17 protein-coding genes are annotated in these 17,003 nt (G+C 55.5%); 13 read left to right on the forward strand and 4 right to left on the reverse strand.

Translation table 11 applies throughout. From position 1 onward, the window contains the following. Position 1: 1 nt before the first annotated feature. The 8 genes from PRIO_RS03095 to PRIO_RS37170 all read left to right on the forward strand — a co-directional run bounded on the left by PRIO_RS03095 (position 2) and on the right by PRIO_RS37170 (position 9,603). Complete coding sequence (locus tag PRIO_RS03095) at positions 2-1,273, forward strand: MFS transporter (RefSeq protein ID WP_020425800.1); 1,272 nt, start codon at positions 2-4, stop codon at positions 1,271-1,273. Positions 1,274-1,323: 50 nt separating this feature from the next. Then, the gene (locus tag PRIO_RS03100) at positions 1,324-1,986 is read left to right on the forward strand and encodes an oxidoreductase (protein WP_020425799.1); all 663 of its coding nucleotides are present in this window, start codon (positions 1,324-1,326) and stop codon (positions 1,984-1,986) included. Positions 1,987-2,087: 101 nt separating this feature from the next. Continuing rightward, a complete protein-coding gene (locus PRIO_RS03105; protein WP_020425798.1) occupies positions 2,088-2,468 on the forward strand; it encodes a RidA family protein in 381 nt (126 codons plus the stop codon). A 314-nt stretch (positions 2,469-2,782) separates the two neighbouring features. Further along, the gene (locus tag PRIO_RS03110) at positions 2,783-5,260 is read left to right on the forward strand and encodes a glycoside hydrolase family 31 protein (RefSeq protein ID WP_020425797.1); all 2,478 of its coding nucleotides are present in this window, start codon (positions 2,783-2,785) and stop codon (positions 5,258-5,260) included. Between the two features lie 157 nt (positions 5,261-5,417). Beyond that, positions 5,418-5,573 carry a hypothetical protein gene (locus tag PRIO_RS35900; RefSeq protein ID WP_020425796.1) on the forward strand — a complete coding sequence of 52 codons (156 nt, stop codon included), beginning with the start codon at positions 5,418-5,420 and terminating at the stop codon, positions 5,571-5,573. Continuing rightward, positions 5,566-8,655 carry a DEAD/DEAH box helicase gene (locus PRIO_RS03115; protein ID WP_046501097.1) on the forward strand — a complete coding sequence of 1,030 codons (3,090 nt, stop codon included), beginning with the start codon at positions 5,566-5,568 and terminating at the stop codon, positions 8,653-8,655. Before PRIO_RS35900 ends, PRIO_RS03115 begins: the two co-directional genes overlap by 8 nt. Positions 8,656-8,687: 32 nt before the next feature. Beyond that, a complete protein-coding gene (locus tag PRIO_RS33670) occupies positions 8,688-9,470 on the forward strand; it encodes a hypothetical protein (protein WP_020425794.1) in 783 nt (260 codons plus the stop codon). 1 nt (position 9,471) lies between these two features. Continuing rightward, a complete protein-coding gene (locus PRIO_RS37170) occupies positions 9,472-9,603 on the forward strand; it encodes a hypothetical protein (RefSeq protein WP_020425793.1) in 132 nt (43 codons plus the stop codon). Between the two features lie 152 nt (positions 9,604-9,755). Here the strand turns inward: PRIO_RS37170 and PRIO_RS03125 are convergent, their stop codons facing one another. Next, positions 9,756-10,472: a GTP pyrophosphokinase gene (locus PRIO_RS03125; RefSeq protein ID WP_046501099.1), complete on the reverse strand. Its 717-nt coding sequence runs from the start codon at positions 10,470-10,472 to the stop codon at positions 9,756-9,758. Positions 10,473-10,690: 218 nt separating this feature from the next. Continuing rightward, a complete protein-coding gene (locus PRIO_RS03130; RefSeq protein ID WP_020427143.1) occupies positions 10,691-11,065 on the reverse strand; it encodes a hypothetical protein in 375 nt (124 codons plus the stop codon). A gap of 299 nt (positions 11,066-11,364) precedes the next feature. On the opposite strand from PRIO_RS03130, the gene PRIO_RS03135 reads away from it, so the two are divergent. The 4 genes from PRIO_RS03135 to PRIO_RS03150 are packed head-to-tail and all read left to right on the forward strand — an operon-like array spanning position 11,365 to position 14,024. Beyond that, positions 11,365-12,141, forward strand: a complete 777-nt coding sequence (locus PRIO_RS03135; protein WP_020427144.1) for a zinc ribbon domain-containing protein — start codon at positions 11,365-11,367, stop codon at positions 12,139-12,141. 35 nt (positions 12,142-12,176) lie between these two features. Beyond that, entirely contained in the window at positions 12,177-13,037 is an 861-nt protein-coding gene (locus PRIO_RS03140) for a TrmB family transcriptional regulator (RefSeq protein ID WP_020427145.1), read from the forward strand. Between the two features lie 43 nt (positions 13,038-13,080). After that, complete coding sequence (locus PRIO_RS03145) at positions 13,081-13,386, forward strand: hypothetical protein (protein WP_020427146.1); 306 nt, start codon at positions 13,081-13,083, stop codon at positions 13,384-13,386. A 44-nt stretch (positions 13,387-13,430) separates the two neighbouring features. Continuing rightward, entirely contained in the window at positions 13,431-14,024 is a 594-nt protein-coding gene (locus PRIO_RS03150; protein WP_039835617.1) for a xanthine phosphoribosyltransferase, read from the forward strand. A gap of 351 nt (positions 14,025-14,375) precedes the next feature. Here PRIO_RS03150 and PRIO_RS03155 read toward each other — a convergent pair whose 3' ends face one another. Beyond that, the gene (locus PRIO_RS03155; RefSeq protein WP_046501104.1) at positions 14,376-15,317 is read right to left on the reverse strand and encodes a diacylglycerol/lipid kinase family protein; all 942 of its coding nucleotides are present in this window, start codon (positions 15,315-15,317) and stop codon (positions 14,376-14,378) included. Between the two features lie 202 nt (positions 15,318-15,519). Beyond that, positions 15,520-15,858, reverse strand: a complete 339-nt coding sequence (locus PRIO_RS03160) for a DUF4870 domain-containing protein (protein ID WP_020427297.1) — start codon at positions 15,856-15,858, stop codon at positions 15,520-15,522. 665 nt (positions 15,859-16,523) lie between these two features. Here PRIO_RS03160 and PRIO_RS03165 point away from each other — a divergent pair. Beyond that, positions 16,524-16,712 (forward strand): hypothetical protein, encoded by a 189-nt coding sequence (locus PRIO_RS03165; protein WP_019913840.1) that lies wholly within the window; start codon positions 16,524-16,526, stop codon positions 16,710-16,712. Positions 16,713-17,003: the final 291 nt, after the last annotated feature.

A 17,003-nucleotide genomic window follows, 5' to 3' on the forward strand; every position in this document is an offset into this window, starting at 1 on the left:
CATGAACATCATGAGAAACAGACTTGGCGGCGCCCGCCCGAAGGGTCTCCGCAAAGCCTCGGTACATCGCAAGAATCTGCAGATCGCTACGTTTGAGGGGATTCCGTCAACGATATTCCAGGTGCTGCTCCAAGGGCAGTTCCTGACAGGCTTTCTGTTATATTTAGGAGCCAGCTCCAGTCAGATTGGTTTTGTAATAGCGCTTACTACTTTGGTTAATGTAGCGCAGATTGGTGTGGCTTTTCTGATTCAAAAGCTCCCAAGCCGCAAATGGGCCATGGTGACGTTCATCGGCCTGCACAGGGTGCTGTGGAGTTCAACCGGACTGGTACCGTTTATTTTTCCAAAAGAGCATTGGGTTACTGCATTTATCGTTCTGTATACGATTGCATTTATTGCGAATACGGCGGGTGGCGTACTGTGGAGCTCGGTGATCAGCGATCTGGTTCCTGCGCGGGTACGGGGCCGCTATTTTGGAATCCGCAATACCTTTCTGAATGCCCTGGGAAGCCTCGTGATGTATGGGGGCGGTTTAGTGCTTGACCGCTATCCCGGGGGGCACGGGTTTCTGATTCTATATATTGTGGTCTGGATTTTTTCCATATCCAATGTCATCGTGTTTTTCTTCTATCCGGACGTGCCGTTTGAGAAATCGGAAGAGAAGGATTTTCTGCCGATGCTGAAGAAACCGCTTCATGATACGCTGTTTATGAAATCGACGCTGTTTCTGTCCGCATGGCTGCTGCTGCAGAATCTGACGGTGCCGCTCTATTCCTATGTCATGCTGCAGCTGCTGCACATTAATTATGAGACATTGTCCCTGCTGAACGTATCGCAGACGATTTTTATGATGGCAAGCTTCTATGTATGGGGCAACCTAAACGCCAAATACAGCAATAAGCGGCTGCTGCTCTGGACACTGCCGATTATCGCGGTATCCTCCCTGCTCTGGGGATTGCTGTCCGTACTGCCCATGCTGCTGGTGCTGTTTGCCGCGCATATTGTGTTCGGCGTGGGAGTGGGGGGCTTTAACCAGTTGGCGTTCAACTTTATCATTGGCGATACGCCGAAGAAGGAACGTCCGATGTACATGGCGATGTATGCGGCACTGACAGGGCTTGCTGCGTTTTTTGGACCGCTGATCGGCGGGAAGATCTATGAATGGATACATGAATGGCCGAACTGGACACAGGTATACGGGATGCAGCTTATCGTAGGGGCGCTGATGCTGGCTCTTGCACTGCTGCTGGGCCGGCGCATTCTGAAGGACTAATATAGAGGAAGGTCAGACCTTTCTCTAACTTCGGGAAGGGAGACCGTTCAATGACAAGAATTGCGGTAGTACTGGGGGCCACGGGTCTTGTAGGCAGTGCGCTTACGGAGGATCTGCTGAATGGGGAGTGGGCGGAGGTGCGCGTGCTGGTACGCCGCCCGATGAAGCTCCGGCATCCCGGACTGAAGCAGGTGATCATCGATTGGGAGCGGCTGGCGGAATATAAGGAACAGTTTGCCGGGGCTTCTGCTGTCTTCTGCTGCCTGGGCACAACCATCAAAAAAGCCGGTTCGCAGGAAAAATTCGAGCGTGTGGATCTGGAATATCCGCTTGCTGCCGCCGCACTGGCCAAAACATGCGGGGTGAAGCAGTTTTTGGCGGTGTCGTCGATGGGGGCAAACGTCAGGTCGCGGGCTTTTTATTCCCGTACCAAAGGTAAATTAGAGAACGGGCTCGGTGCCATCGGTTTTCAGGGATTGCATCTGTTCCGCCCCTCGCTGCTGCTCGGAGATCGTGAGGAATCCCGCCCCGGCGAACGGGTGGCTGCCATAGTTATGAAGGCGCTGGACTTTGCGATGGTCGGCAAGGCAGCCAAGTACCGGGCGGTTCCGGCTGCCAAGGTTGCCAGGGCGATGATGAATATCGCCCTGGCAGATACCGGGGGCGTGCATATCTACACCAATGAAGTGATTCATGTGATTGGAAAAAGTTGAAGTCAGGAGTTTGCAATGAGCTTGGTGTAGGACGTACAATGGGACATAAATCATATGTGCATAGCGGATTCATAGTCTTGTACAGCAAACAGGAGGAGAACATGAGTAAAAAACAGGTAGCAACTGAAAAGGCCCCTGGCGCCATCGGCCCATACAGCCAGGCGGTCATTGCCGGGAACTGGGTATACACTTCAGGCCAGCTGGGGCTGAACCCGGAAACGGGAACCTTGGCAGAAGGTGTAGTGGAGCAGGCCCGTCAATCGCTCAGCAATGTTAAGGCGATTCTCGAAGAAGCTGGCGCATCCCTCGAACATGTTGTGAAGACAACGGTATACCTTAAGGATATGAATGATTTTGCAGCAGTCAACGAGGTGTACAGCAGCTTCTTCACTGAGCCCTACCCGGCCCGCAGTGCTGTTGAGGTAGCGCGTCTGCCGAAGGACGGGCTTGTGGAAATTGAAGCGGTAGCCCGCAAGAAATAATTCTCCGAAGATTGAAGTATCCCTGAGCGCTTCTGTAGGATAGAAGCGCTCAGGGATTTTTTTTGAAGATATATATAGGATGATCTTAGAAAATTCATAAAAGGGGGAAGTGCGGAGGGGAAGTTTGGATACTTACAGAGCGGTAGCGTCCGCCTGAAAGCTTTCCGTAGGAAAGCTCGCTTCGGAAGAAATTTCATCGGTGCTGTTCCCGCCAAAAAAATGACCTGCAGTCATGAAGTTAGCGGATAGCAGTCCGGTCTTGCAGGGTAATATGTATGTAACAATCCGCAACAGCCGAAGGGGGAAAGCAAACGATGGAGAGCAGTGAAGCGATTCGTCCGGAGAAAATGGGCCCACTGGTTATGAAAGAAACCTGGAATACACCAGGAAGCTTCGTATCCTGGGAACGCTCCGAGAATATTTACATTGTCCGGGGAGAGTGCGGAGGCATAGTTTTTGTATTTTTAAATGACGAAATGTTCCGGATGAAGGTGTTCCGGGACAAGGTGCCGGATCTGACTACGACCGCTGCGGTGCTCGCTGAGAGCTGTGTCCCTCATTTGTTCCCTGTGGAGGAGAATGACGGTCAGCTGATCTTTACCACCAGTGCCATCCGGCTGATCATCGAGAAGCCCTCTCTTCTTCTGCGTGTGGAGAACATGGACGGGAAGGTCATCATGCAGCAGAATCTGACGAGCTGGAATCCGCGCGGGGCGAGCCATGCCGAATATGATATGCAGCCGGATTCGCACTTTTATGGACTGGGTGAAAAAGCAAGCTTCCTCGACAAACGCGGGGAGCGCTACACCAACTGGAATACCGATGTATTTGCCCCGCATCTGCCGGAAATTGAAGCCCTTTATGAGTCTATTCCGCTACTGATCCATGTGCACGGCACACTCGCCTACGGCTTATTCCTGGACAATCCGGGCCGGAGTGATTTTGATATGCGCTCCCACGGGGTAGCGTTTACCATCGGCTGCTCTACCGGGGCTTATGATATTTATTTTATCAACGGGCCTGAAATGAAGGATGTGGTCACAAGATACACCTCCCTCACCGGACGGATTGCGCTGCCGCCTAAATGGGCTATTGGCTATCACCAGTCCCGATACAGTTACATGAACCAGCAGGAGGTGCTTCAGCTCGCCCGGACCTTCCGTGAAAAGAATATCCCGTGTGATGTCATTTATCTGGATATCCACTATATGGATGAATATCGCGTGTTCACCTTTGATCCGGTTCATTTCCCCGAGCCTGGCAAGATGATTGACGAGCTGCGCGGGCTGGGGGTGCGGATTATTCCGATTGTAGACCCTGGTGTCAAAAAAGACCCCAATTATGAAGTGTATAAACAAGGGGTGCTGGAAAAACATTTTTGCCGGCGTCTGGAAGGGGATATCTTCTTCGGGGAGGTCTGGCCGGGAATCAGCGCGTTCCCCGATTTCAGCGATGTCCGGACTGCCGAATGGTGGGGCGATCTGCACAAATACTATACAGATCTTGGCATTCAAGGCATCTGGAATGATATGAACGAGCCGGCGGTGTTCAATGAGTCGAAGACCATGGATCTCGATGTGATGCATTTCAACAACGGCCGTCCGGTTACGCATGAGGAATACCACAATCTGTATGGGATGATGATGTCCAAGGCTACATATGAAGGGCTGGCGGAGCATATGGGCAGCGAGCGGCCTTTTGTGCTGACACGTGCCGGGTATGCGGGGATTCAGCGGTATGCCGCCGTGTGGACCGGGGATAACCGCAGCTTTTGGGAGCACATGGCGATGGCAATGCCCATGGTGCTCAATATGGGGCTGTCGGGTCTCGCGTTCTCGGGACCGGATATCGGCGGATTCGCCCATCATACCTCTGCCCAGCTGCTGGTGCGCTGGACACAGATGGGCGTCTTTTTCCCGTATTGCCGCAACCACTCCTCCATCGGGACGCTGCGCCAGGAGCCTTGGTCATTCGGTGAAGAGGTGGAGGGAATTCTGCGGGAGTTCATTGGGCTGCGCTACCGCTGGATGCCGCATCTGTATAATCTTTTCCATGAGGCTGAGATGACCGGGCTGCCCGTGATCCGTCCGCTGATCCTGGAATATCCGCGCGATCCGCATGTTACGAATCTATGTGACCAGTTCCTGCTGGGGGATAACGTGCTGATTGCTCCCGTGTACCGGCCGGATACGGACCATCGTTCCGTCTATCTGCCGGAGGGGCAGTGGATCAGCTATTGGGATGGCGAGGTTCACACGGGCGGACGCCACATTCTGGCCGCTGCCCCGCTGCGCATTATGCCGATGTACATCAAGGCGGGAACCTTTGTTGCGGAAGGTCCGCTGAAGCAGTATGCGCTGGAGGATACGCCGGAGACGGTGACTTTTCACCTGTATGGTGCGGAGGCGGAAAGCGGCTTTTATGCTGCTTGTACTCTTTATGAGGACGACGGGCATAGCTTCAGCTACAAAAAAGGGCACTATTCCGAGCTCAGTGTACATGCGGCCGGTGAAGAGGGGGAATTGCGTCTAAGCTGGACCTATACGGTCCGCGAATATGCTCCGCGCAGGGAAATGCTGCGTTTTGCGCTCTGCTATCCTAAATTCTCTGCAGCTTCTGTGGACGGGCTCACCGAAATCAGTCTGGAGCAGCTGGAAGAGGGCCGGACTGGCTGGGCCCGCAATGGTAAAAACGGTGCGCTCATTATTCAGGTGAATGACGAGCCTCACGGCGGGGAGCTGCGTATTGTGGCAGCGAAGGCGAAAAAGAATTTAATTGTAGGGGACAAATGATTGGGGAGACTCGCTTACTCACTTATGAAAGGATGAAGTTAAGGCAATGGCCACCTTGAGGGGTGGTCTTTGTTATTTTGACTAAAAAGCAGATAAATCTGCAGAAAAAAATGCAGAAGGGTTTTTAAATATGGCTCTTTTCGTATAAGATGAAGGGATGAAGAAAAAAAATATGGCAATCCAGAAGGGTCCGTTCAGACTCACCGGAATGCCTGTAACTATATTTCTTGCGGAGAAGGATGCAGTCCCCCTGATGGAGGCGGGCCGGCTCTTTCTGCTTGCTCAAAAAAGAATGGAGATCACCAATGATTAAGCATCTGTATGCAATATGGTTAGGGGACGTATTCTTCTGTTTCTCCGGCGAAACTTCAGAGCCTAAGGTGGACGCATGGACGCGTGTGGTCAAGCGCCTGGAGCTCCGGAGCGGCTGGCGTCCTTTTGCGGGTGCTGCGCTGCGGCTTGCGGAAGTGAAATATCCGGTTGCTGCTCCTGCAGAAGGGAGGACAACGAGACGCGGCCTGCCGGGGCGTACGCTTGAGGGGCTGGCCCTGGCGCCCAAAGACGCTTTTGAGCTGCTGCTCGGCTGGGACGAGCAGCTGTGCCGCAGCCAGGGGCTGGAGCCGGGCGGGGAGCTGCGGTATTGGGCTGCCGCCGCCCGCTTCGCGCTGGAGCTTATGGGTACAGGCGGCATTGTACCCGGGGCGCTGCCGCCGCGCCTGCTGGGCTCGCGCCGCCGGGGAGGGGAGCAGGCAGCTTCTGCTGCCTGGTCACCGGCCTTCCGCAAGGAAGCAGACAGGGAGCTGTTCCTGCAGATGGCTGCATCCATGCCGGTGCTGGCGCTAGGGACGCATGTGGCTGAGGAAAGCGATCTGTCCTCCCGCGAGGATGCCGGTGCCTATGTGCTTTACTCCTTTCTGCAAGCGGTGATGACCGCGGAGGTTAAACGGGTGGTTGCGGAGAATGAAGGAAAGCTTGTGCCTTACAAAGCGAATTACCGCCGCGGCTACTCCCCGCTCACGGAGCTGTGGTGGAACAGCCTGCTTACGGGCAGCCGTGATATTCCCGTACAAGGGACCCCGGCTGAAGTGGCGGAGCTTCTTGCTGCAGTGAACGCAACCGCCGGCAGCGAAGTACCGCATGCGGAGACTGAAGAGGCACGCAGCGGACAGCTCAGCCTTGGCCTGCGTCTGGAGCCGCCTGCAGATGAGAGTGAAGAATGGCGCTTGTCCTTCTGGGTAGAGAGCCGTGAAGAGGGTGAATTCTGGCTCCCGGCTGCGGCCATCTGGGGCAGCCGGGAACGCGAATTCACCCTCTGGGGCAAGCGGTACCGCAACATCCAGCAGCAGCTGCTGTCTGCGCTGGGCCGGGCAGCCAAGCTGTCCCCGGATATTCAGCGGGCGCTGGCCATGCCGGCCCCCGATGGCGTGGAACTTGCAGCGGAACAGCTATACCTGTTCCTGAAGGAAAGTGTGCAGCCGCTGCGTGAGCGGGGAATCACCGTGCAGATGCCTTCCCGCTGGAGCCGCGAAGGCCGGCGGCGGATCGGCATGAAGATGAAGATGCAGCCGCCGGCAGGCGGGATCGACGGGCCTGCCCAGGCTGCACTGGGCATGGAGCAGCTGATTTCCTTCCGGATTGAGGCTTCGCTTGGCGATTCGGATATCACTGAGGATGAACTGAACGCATTGGTGGAGGCGGGCGTGCCTTATGTACGGTTCCGGGGGGAATGGATTGAGATCGACCCGAAAGAAGTCCGCCAGGTGCTAAGATATATGAAGCGTAATGAAAGCGGGGAAATGTCGGCAGCCGAATGGATGCGTCTGGAGGCCGAGGATGGCAATGAACGTCTGTGGAAAGGTATGTCGGTCACCGGGATGGAGACCTCCGGTCTGCTGGCTTCGCTTATGCAGGGCGACATGCTGCGGCATCTGCCGGTGCGTGCCGTGCCGCCGGATCTGCACGGCACGCTGAGACCGTATCAGGAACGCGGGTTTCAGTGGCTGGCTTCGCTGAGCGGTCTGGGTTTCGGCGTCTGTCTGGCCGATGATATGGGGCTGGGGAAAACCGTGCAGGTGATTACCTGTCTGCTGGATCGCGCCCTGACGGCACCGCCGGAAGAACAGCGTGAGCCTGTGCTGATTCTCTGTCCGACCTCGCTGCTGGGGAACTGGCAGCGGGAATTGCAGCGCTTCGCGCCTTCCCTGCGGGTGCACATTCACCATGGGGGACGCCGGGTCCGGGGCGGGGGCTTCGCCCAGCTTGCGGCCAGTCACGAAATAGTCTTAACCACTTATCATCTTGCCGGGAGAGACAGTGAGGATCTGGCGGGTGTGCGCTGGTCGACTGTTGTGCTGGATGAGGCGCAATACATCAAAAACCACCGGACCAAGCAAGCGCAGAGCGTAATGAAGCTGTCGGCGCCGCACCGGATTGCCATGACAGGGACGCCGGTTGAGAACAGGCTGGGCGAGCTGTGGTCCATCTTTCATTTTCTGAATCCGGGTTACCTGGGCACATATCATTCGTTCCGCCAGCGTTATGTTTCCGGGGAAGGCGGGGACCGGCTGCGCGAGCTGCACCGCCTCGTATCGCCTTTTCTGCTGCGGCGGCTGAAGAGTGATCCGGATATCTCCAAGGATCTGCCGGAGAAGCTGGAGCTGAAGCAGTATTGCACGCTCACAGAGACGCAGGCGGCGCTGTATCAGGGGGTAGTCAATGAGATGCTTGGGGTGATCGGAGAGCGCTCAGGGATGGCCCGACGGGGATTGGTGCTGTCTTCCCTGACCAAGCTGAAGCAGATCTGTGACCATCCGCAGCTTTTCCGCGGGGATGAAGGACGGGGACAGCGCAGCGAGGCTTCCGGCAAAATGGAAGTGATGTTCGAGGTCCTCGACAGTATTGCCGGGCTGGGGGAATCTGCCCTGATTTTTACCCAGTATGTGGCGATGGGGGAACTTCTGGTCAGCAGACTGGCCAGACGGTACGGCAAAGCCCCGCTCTTTTTGCACGGCGGAGTTCCCAAGCGGGAGCGTGATGAAATGGTTCATGCCTTTCAAGAGGGTGAAGGTCCGGCCTTTTTTGTGCTTTCGCTCAAAGCCGGAGGCGTGGGTCTTAACCTGACACGGGCTAACCATGTGCTGCATTATGACCGCTGGTGGAATCCGGCGGTGGAGAACCAGGCGACCGACCGGGCTTTTCGGATCGGCCAGCACAAAAATGTGCAGGTGCATAAGCTGATCTGCCAGGGAACGCTGGAAGAACGGATCGATGAGCTGATTGAACGCAAAAAAAACCTCTCGGAGCAGGTCGTCGGCTCCGGCGAAAACTGGCTGACTGAAATGTCCAATCATGAACTGAAGGAACTGATTGAGCTGCAGGGACAGGACTGGATGTAGCGGAAACGAAAATGGTGAAGGGGGAGTCCGCAATGAGCGAAGAGCTTGAGCTGCGGCTGGAAATTCAGCCCGGTATCGTAAAAGTGAAGGGTCTACGGGGATCCGGCCCTGCACCCGTGGTGCAGGGGGGATATGAAATGGCGGCTGTGGCTCAGGAAGCAGCACCGTCAGTGCTCACCTTGGAGGTTTCTCCCTGGCCGGCTGCACGCAAACAGGCTGTACTGCTGGAGCTTGCCGCGCGTCCGGGGGAGCTGTATGAACTGCTGCAAGGACAACTAAGCGCCAGGCTTGCCGGGCTGGGTTTGCTGCCTGACGGGGCAGAACTTGCATCTGCGGTTTACGAGCTGGGGAGCGGAGCAGCAGAACGGGCGGAGCTGCAAAAGCTGCTGAAGCAGCGGCTGGCTGAGGAGCCTCTGTTGGCCTTGTCGCTGCGCGGCCTGGACAAGGAGGAGCTGCTGGCTGGTGTATTCGGCCTATGGGCCGGGCCGGGCACCGCAGAGGAAGAGGAAGCCAAGCCGGATGCATCCGGTGCCTTGGCGGCGGAGCTTGCCCGGCTGGAGCGCAAAGGGCCTGCGGTGTCCTCCGGCGAATGGCTGGCCGAGGCTGCCGCCGAAGGCTCGCTTCACCAGCCGGGTCCGCTGTTCCATGAGATCGCAGCCCGGCCGTTTCCGGTGTCCCCGGTGGTAGCGGAGCCCGCCGAGGATTGGGCGTCTCTCCTGCCGCGGACCCCCAACGCCGCCGAAGGGCTGGCGCTGATCATGCGGGAAGTGGCTGCAGCGGCTGCCCGCAGGGCAGCTGGCTTGAAGAAGATGTGAAATGAACAAAAGCCGTATCTTACCGGATGCGGCTTTTTTGTCGTTAAAGAACGAAGGTAATGTGATAATTGCAGTTCATGACAACAGCGCGATAAGAGAAGAGAAGCACATTCGCCCTGATGGGCGGAAGTAGACGGATGAACGGAATGAGAGGTAAAAGTACCTTTGAATTCGACGGAAGTGGGCAGACCTATTATTCAATGGTTTGCTACCGCTTAAACCTAAAGGCAGCCGATACACAGGTGTTCCCTGTGCATCGGCTGCCTTTGTGACAGTATAAGAGCGTTATTCTTCTGCGGGTCTTTCAGCCAGCTCCAGAATCTCCCGGCGCAGGCGGAGCATCTTCTGATCCAGTTCGTCCGCGGCACGTGCTGCTTCCTTTAATTCTTCGGCCACATGTGAAGGGAGCTGCTTGTCGAATTTATAATATAGAATATGCTCCATGCTGGCCCAGAAATCCATTGCAAGCGTGCGGAGCTGGATTTCGGCCTTCACCCAGCGGGTGCCCTCCAGCAGCACCAGCGGCATGGCCACAATAAGATGCAGGCTTTGATAGCCATTGGACTTGGGATGTGCAATGTAATCCTTGATCTCCAGCACCCGCATGTCCTCGCGTGCACACAGATGATCGACCAGACGGTAGATATCTTTCACAAAAGCACAGACGATGCGCATGCCCGCGATATCATGAATGTGCTGCTCCATATTATCCAGTGTGAATTCATGCCCTTTGCGCTCCATCTTATGGAGAATGCTCTTAGGGTCCTTGATCCGTGACTTGATATGCTCGATCGGACTGTAGCCGTCACGCGCCTGCCACTCTGTTTTGAGGATATCAATTTTATTCTCAAGCTCATTCAGCGCATGGCGGTAGAGTGCTGGAAGCGCTGTGAAGTTTTCAATCTGCTTAGCAAATTCCTCGCTCACCTGCCACTTCTGCAAATCCTTGACATGTACCTGCAACTGATTCAGCGTAACCTGTGTACTATCATTTTCTTCCACTGAGACTCTCCCGGTTTTCATTATTTGTGACTGGTTCCTGATTATATTTTAACCCATGAACCGCCCCGGAAGCAAAATAAGCCCCGGGCTCTCCGGCTGTGTGCCGGAGCGTCCGGGGCCTGATAATTGATGAAAAGCAGCCCATGGCTAGTTTTTTACAGAAACATTTTGACGCCCGCCGCGTATTAGCACACATAAAGCTCCAGGCGGCTGCGTAATTATTTGTTGGTAGGCGAGCCTCCATCATAACCTTTATCCTCATAGCCTGTATTGGACAGCTTCGGCAGAACATTCAGCTTCTCAATCTGCTGACGGGTTTCTTCAGAGCCATAGCGATGCAAATATTGAAATAGCCGGATTGTCTGATCGTCAAACTGGTCGATGGCTTCATCATGGTCGGCAGACTTATAGGGTACAAAAGCACGGCGGAAGGCATATTCATCCTCTTTGGCCAAATCCTTGAGGATATCCTCCAGCCCTGTCAGCTCCCCGGGAGTGAGCAGCACCTCATATTCGCCCGAATCATTGCGCACTTCCTGAATGAGGCCGTGATTCACGGACACGAAATATCGTTTCTTGTCACGCTTTTGCAAGTGTAATCCCTCCATCATCCGGTAAGGTTAGCCACGGTTTATTTAAAAATATAAGAATTTATATGCTTCACGCAATAAATTACCCTTACATTTCTCGCTGAAACGGTACCGTCCTGTAAAAGGACGATGAAGCCGTTTCTGCTTACTATTATACACAGAACGACAAATAATGAATCTAATCGAGACATTTGGTATGATAGAAGCACAATTCCGCTTCTGCAAGGAGCGTTAAGGGGTAACTACACTATACTGAGGCTGAGAGTCAGCCCTGTTCTCACTCTGGAGAAGGAGGAACTACAATGAATTTTTTGCAGCGGCTTAAGGACGGTGCCAGCCGGGTAAGTGAAAAAGCACAAAGCTCGGTGGAGATCGGCAAGCTGAATGGCCAAATTTCCGATATCGAACGCGAGATGGAAATTGAATTTATGAAAATGGGCAAGCTTTTCTATGAAGGCTACCGTTCAAGGGATATGTCGGTGGCGGAAGGCAAGATGGTGGAACTCTCGCGGGGCTGCTTCAAGTATCAGGAGCAGATCGACGAGCTGCGGGCACGGATTGCTGAGCTTAAGAATGAACGGCTCTGTGCCTGCGGGCATGTAGTCGCGCTGGATGCAAATTTCTGCCCGCACTGCGGACGCAAGCTGGAGGAGCTCTCCCCGAGAAAAGAAGCAGCGGCAGTGAACGTACATACCGTTCATAAGCATGAAGTGGAAGAGGATGAATTTTACGGCGAGGACGAATTGACCGAGGCAGAAAAAGAACTCGCCATGAGGCACGAGCACCGCGCTGTCTATACCGAGGTGCTTCCTGAAGAGGAAGAGCTGCCTCTGGAGAATTATGCCGGAACTGCCCAGGCCGAGGAGCGCAGCCGCCGCGAAGCTGATCAACTGGAGCGGGAACGCGAGCGGCAGCTTGAGCTGGACCGGCGCATCCGGGACTGGAAGGCCAGTGAACCGGAGGAAGCGGCCGTCAGTGAGGACGGTGGTGTACGCGATATCGTAAAATGCCAGATTTGCCGGGCAGATCTGCCGAAGGGCTCAATGTGGTGTCCGCGCTGCGGTTCGGAGCAAATATAGACAGGAGTCACAGACAGCTTAGGGGGACAACATAGATGGAACAGTTGCTGCTGCATCTGCGCAATTTGGGTTTCACAGAGATGGAATCCAAAATCATGGTCGAGCTGGCCACCAAAGGCCAGGCTTCGGGCTACGAAGTCGCCAAACAGCTCGGAGTATCAAGATCCAACGTATATGCGGCGCTTCAGCGCCTGACCCAGCAAGGATATGTTAGATGCGGTGAAGGGGAACCGGCGCGCTACAGCGTGCTGGACCCGGAGGAGCTGGCGGCAATGATTTCCGGCAGGGTCCAGGCTTCGCTGGCATATATGGAAAGTGAAATGCCCCGCGGCGGACCGGTCAGCCCGTCCTTCTATAATGTGGAAGGCGACCGCAATGTGCTGGGGGCGCTGGTCCGCCAGCTGAATCTGGCCCGGCAGGAAATCGTGGTCGATGTATGGCGGGAGGAGGCCTCGCTGCTGCGCAGCGAGCTGGAACAGGCGGAAATGCGCGGAGTGAGGCTGCTGTGGGCTTTTGACGGCGGCAATGCGGCGACGGCTCCCTATCCGGCTTGGCCGCCTCTGGGCGGAGAGCTGCCGAGAAGCGGAGGGCGCAAGTTTTCTTTTGTCATTGACCGGTGCTGGTGCATGCTGGGCATGCGCTATGAAGATGGAACCGCCCAGGCGGTGGTCACTGAGCATCCGGTGCTGGTGGAGCTTTTACTGAACCACTTTACGCAGGAAATGGTGCTGTTTGAGCTGGAGGAAGATATGGGGGCAGAACTCACCAAGCGTTATGGCGAGCGCTACAGCCGTATTTACAGTAAATATGTGCTGCATGACCAGGCCGGGGAAGAACCGGAGGAACCGGACGAGAGGGCTGCGGGACAACTGCGGTCGGAGGACGCGGCTGATTAGGGCGCCAAGAAGGACCTGATATTAGCTTAGGGAGGTGAAAAGCATGGAGTGTATCGTGCATTTTGAAGTGGATCATACCGAAGGCGTCAAACCGTTGCGCGGCCTGTTGTTTCTGGATGAGGGGCAGACCCCCGGCGAGCAGGAGCTGATTGACATGTTTAAGGACATGAAATTTGCGGTGCGGCTGGATGACCGGGAGAAGCTGATTTTTAAGCCGGTAAATCCCGGAGAGAACTATTCACAGATCCGCATTACGGGCTTTGACAGCGGTAAGCCGAACAGTAAAGAGGATCATGAGCTGAAATCGCTGGTTGGCAACCTGCTGCCGCAGAAGCCCACTGGGCTGTAGGCAAGAGATGCCGGGTCCACGGGATGGGAGAAGGAGGAGCACAGATGGAGTTGTTGAGACACAAGGTGATCAGTGAAGGCATTGTTCTCGGACAGGGCGTGCTCAAGGTGGATTCTTTTCTGAATCACCAGATGGACCCGTTTCTGATGCGTGAGGTTGGCCGCGAGTTTACCCGCCGTTTTGCCGGGGAGGGGGTCACGAAAGTGCTGACCATCGAATCCTCAGGGATTGCCCCCGGCATCATGACCGCGCTGGAGCTTGAAGTGCCGCTGATTTTTGCCCGCAAGCAGAAGTCCCTGACCCTGACAGAGGATATTTTCGTGGAAAAGGTCTATTCGTTTACGAAAAAAGAAAGCAATGAAATTACTGTTTCCAAAAAGTTCATTGCGCCCGGTGAACGCGTGCTGATTGTGGATGACTTCCTGGCCAACGGCGAGGCAGCCTTCGGGCTGGCCCGGATCGTCGAGCAGGCGGGCGGGACTGTAGCCGGGATCGGCATCGTAATCGAAAAAGCGTTCCAGCCCGGCAACCGGCTGCTCAAGGAAGCCGGCTACCGTGTGGAGTCGCTGGTGCGGATTGCTTCGCTGGACGAAGGAGTGATATCCTTTGTCGAGGACGAAGCGGAGCCTGCGGACTGAGGTTATGCAGCGCGTGCACCGGCATATACGGACCCGGCTTTTCCCTCTGCAGAAGCCCCGGATCAACGAATACACCATACTATTAAAAAACAAACGAACCTGACCGCCACACTATTGTGGAGATAGGGTTCGTTTTGTTTGCTTACAGGGATGTGCGGCATGGCTGGCGCTAAACGGACGGACGCGGCTGCAAAACGGATGCCAGCCAGAGGGTTTATTCGAGCAATCGGGCACGGATATGTGTTTGTTACGGACACCGGCACGCTTTTTTGAGCAATCAATCCCCGAAATGCGATGTTACGGACACCAATGCGCTTAACCGCTGCACCGTCTCCGGGTGCGCCGCGCACCTTAGCCGCTCGCGGAGCAGGGCCTGGCTGCGCCCTGCGCGCTGGCGAGCGGCGAGAGCACGCGCAGCGCGCCCGGTTCGCAGCGCACGGCCTGCGGCACCGTGCCGAGGCTCTCGCCGTCGCCGATGGCCTGGCGCGGCTCCGCAAAGCGGACGGCTGCGCTGCGTCCGCTCAGCATGGTCACGAAGGGCAGCTGCGTATGCTTGCCCTTCACGACCGTGGGGAGCAGCCGCAGCAGCTGCCCGCGGCTGAGCCCGTGCACGACGCAGACGTCGAGCAGGCCGTCGCCGGCCTTCGCCTGCGGGCAGATCAGGAGCCCGCCGCCGTAGCTGGGCAGGTTGCAGACCGAGACCAGCCAGGCCTTCTCGAAGGCCTGCTCTTTCCCGTCGCAGGTGACGCTCACGCGGCAGGGCTTGAAGGTCATCAGCGTATGCAGAATGCCGATGAGGTAGGCCAGCCGGCCGGCCCCGATAGCGTTGCACAGCCGCTTGTACCGGCTGCGGTTCACATTGACGGCCACCTGGGCGTCAAAACCGCTGGCCACGGCGGTCAGCGTCAGGCCGTCCGCGCCTGACAGCAGGTCCGCTTCCAGGCAGCGGTCCTGCAGCGCGGCGTCCAGCGCGGCCCCGGCAGCCAGCGGGATGCCGAAGCCGCGGGCGGTGTCATTGCCGGAGCCGGCGGGAATCACCGCCAGCGCCACGCCTCTGCGCCGCAGCGCGCCCAGCACGCTGTGGACCGTCCCGTCGCCGCCGACGACGATGGCGGCGCGCCAGTCCTCGCGCCGGGCCAGCGCGTGCAGCACCTGGGACTCGGCGCTGTCCGCGCTTTGCGTGAACAGCGCTTCGTAAGCGGTGCCGCGGGCCTGCAGCATCGCTTCCACGGCGTGCCAGGTGCGCCCTCCGGCCCCTCCGCCGGAGCGGGGATTTATGATCAATAAATACATGTACGTTCCTCCAGCCTGCAGATGAATATGCCCAAACATAAGGATATATATGTTCCATGCTATTTATAATCCTTATATTTCTCACTGAAACGGTACCGTTTCTGCTTGTGATTCCATTGTACGGAGGAACAGGGCAAAAGGGAATCTTTTTAACAGGGCAATAACGACCAGTCAAAGTTCCAGAAAGGCTATTAGCAGCAGGCTACAACTGGCGGAGCTGGCGTTCAGCGATATCTCCCGCCCAAGGCAGCCTATACCATCTTCCGCCCAGTGCGTGGTAGATCATAAGCAGCCATACGGCGAACGAGCACAGGGAGATGATGGGGGCGGCCAGTGGACCCAGCAGCGGAATGAAACCGCACAACACATGGGCAACCATCAGCGCACCGAAGGCGATCAGCGACTGCAGCGCATGGAAAAGGACGAAACGGCTGCGCTTTTCGAGGGCAAGAAAAACAATCCCGCCAATAAAAGGGAAAAAGTAACAGAGGGCAGCGGCGATATGATCCGGTATTCCGGTGGAGGATCTGATAGGGGACAAGGGCTCACTCTCCTTGGGCATGGTGGAAGAAGGCAGATTGCTATTTTTCTGCTCCCCTACAATTCTATGAGTGATAGGTACAAAGTATGTGGCTCCAGGCCTCCAAAGCTAATCAGATTGCCGGGAACCGCCGATGTAACTAATAGGCCCACCCCGGAGGGGACGGAAAGCGCCACAAGAGACTTTGGTGAGCGGCTGATATTTTTGCCAGTCCTGGGCATTCTAACATTATAAGCAACAGTCCAGTCAGTCCTGGGAATTTCTGCTTTTCAGCGAGTGTTCGCCACCCTAACCGGCCTTGGAAGGTAAAATGTATAAAATAATTCACTTCGCACATTTTACATGGAAAGGTGGAACTTGGACGGGAATATGATACAATATAACGATAAGGCCCGAAAGGAGTGATTCAGCAAGTGGCTCTTCGGGTACAAAAGTGTCTAAGGGGTCCCAATGGATAGGACGTCCTTATTCTCAGCCCAAATCACGACGAACCTGCTTCACCGGCGAGACGGAATTCCTTACACCGGAATATTGTATTGGCGGATAATGCAAGCTGCGTATGTGTATGGTTTCTGACACTTGCATTTCAAGGTTACGGCGAACTTTTCATCATGCATTCTCTACAACGGAGCATTCATTTTCAATGTTTTGGGAGGGAACTGATCATGGCAAGTAAAGGTCATAACGAAGTCAAGGAAAGTCTGCGGGAAATGACACGAATTTTCCGGCCCAAAGATCCCAAGAAATTTGTAAAGGAGTACGTCCGGAAGTATCGGATTACGGGAGGCTACGAAGAGGAGCTGACCATGGTCGTGGAGCATGAGCTGGTGAGAATGAACTCATCCGTCTCCTAAACAACAGACAGGAACCGGTGCTTGCTGATTTTTGGAAAAACATCAATCTGAGTAATTACATCCATGAGGATTCTCATAAACCGTGCCCGGGCAGCTTGCTGCCGGAATCGGTTTTTTTTGTTTGTCTGCTTGCCCCCGAACAGCCAGTCCCTTCAAAATAGTCAAATGAATTAATATACACAATTAGATATGTATGCGTTTTATTCATTATAGCAGACTTTCCGGTGTTTTTGAAAGCGTTCTTAAATCCAGTAAAGACAAGACTTTATACTTCCAAAAAACAAATGTGAA

The sequence above is a fragment of the Paenibacillus riograndensis SBR5 genome, from assembly GCF_000981585.1.
Lineage (GTDB): Bacteria > Bacillota > Bacilli > Paenibacillales > Paenibacillaceae > Paenibacillus_AQ > Paenibacillus_AQ riograndensis.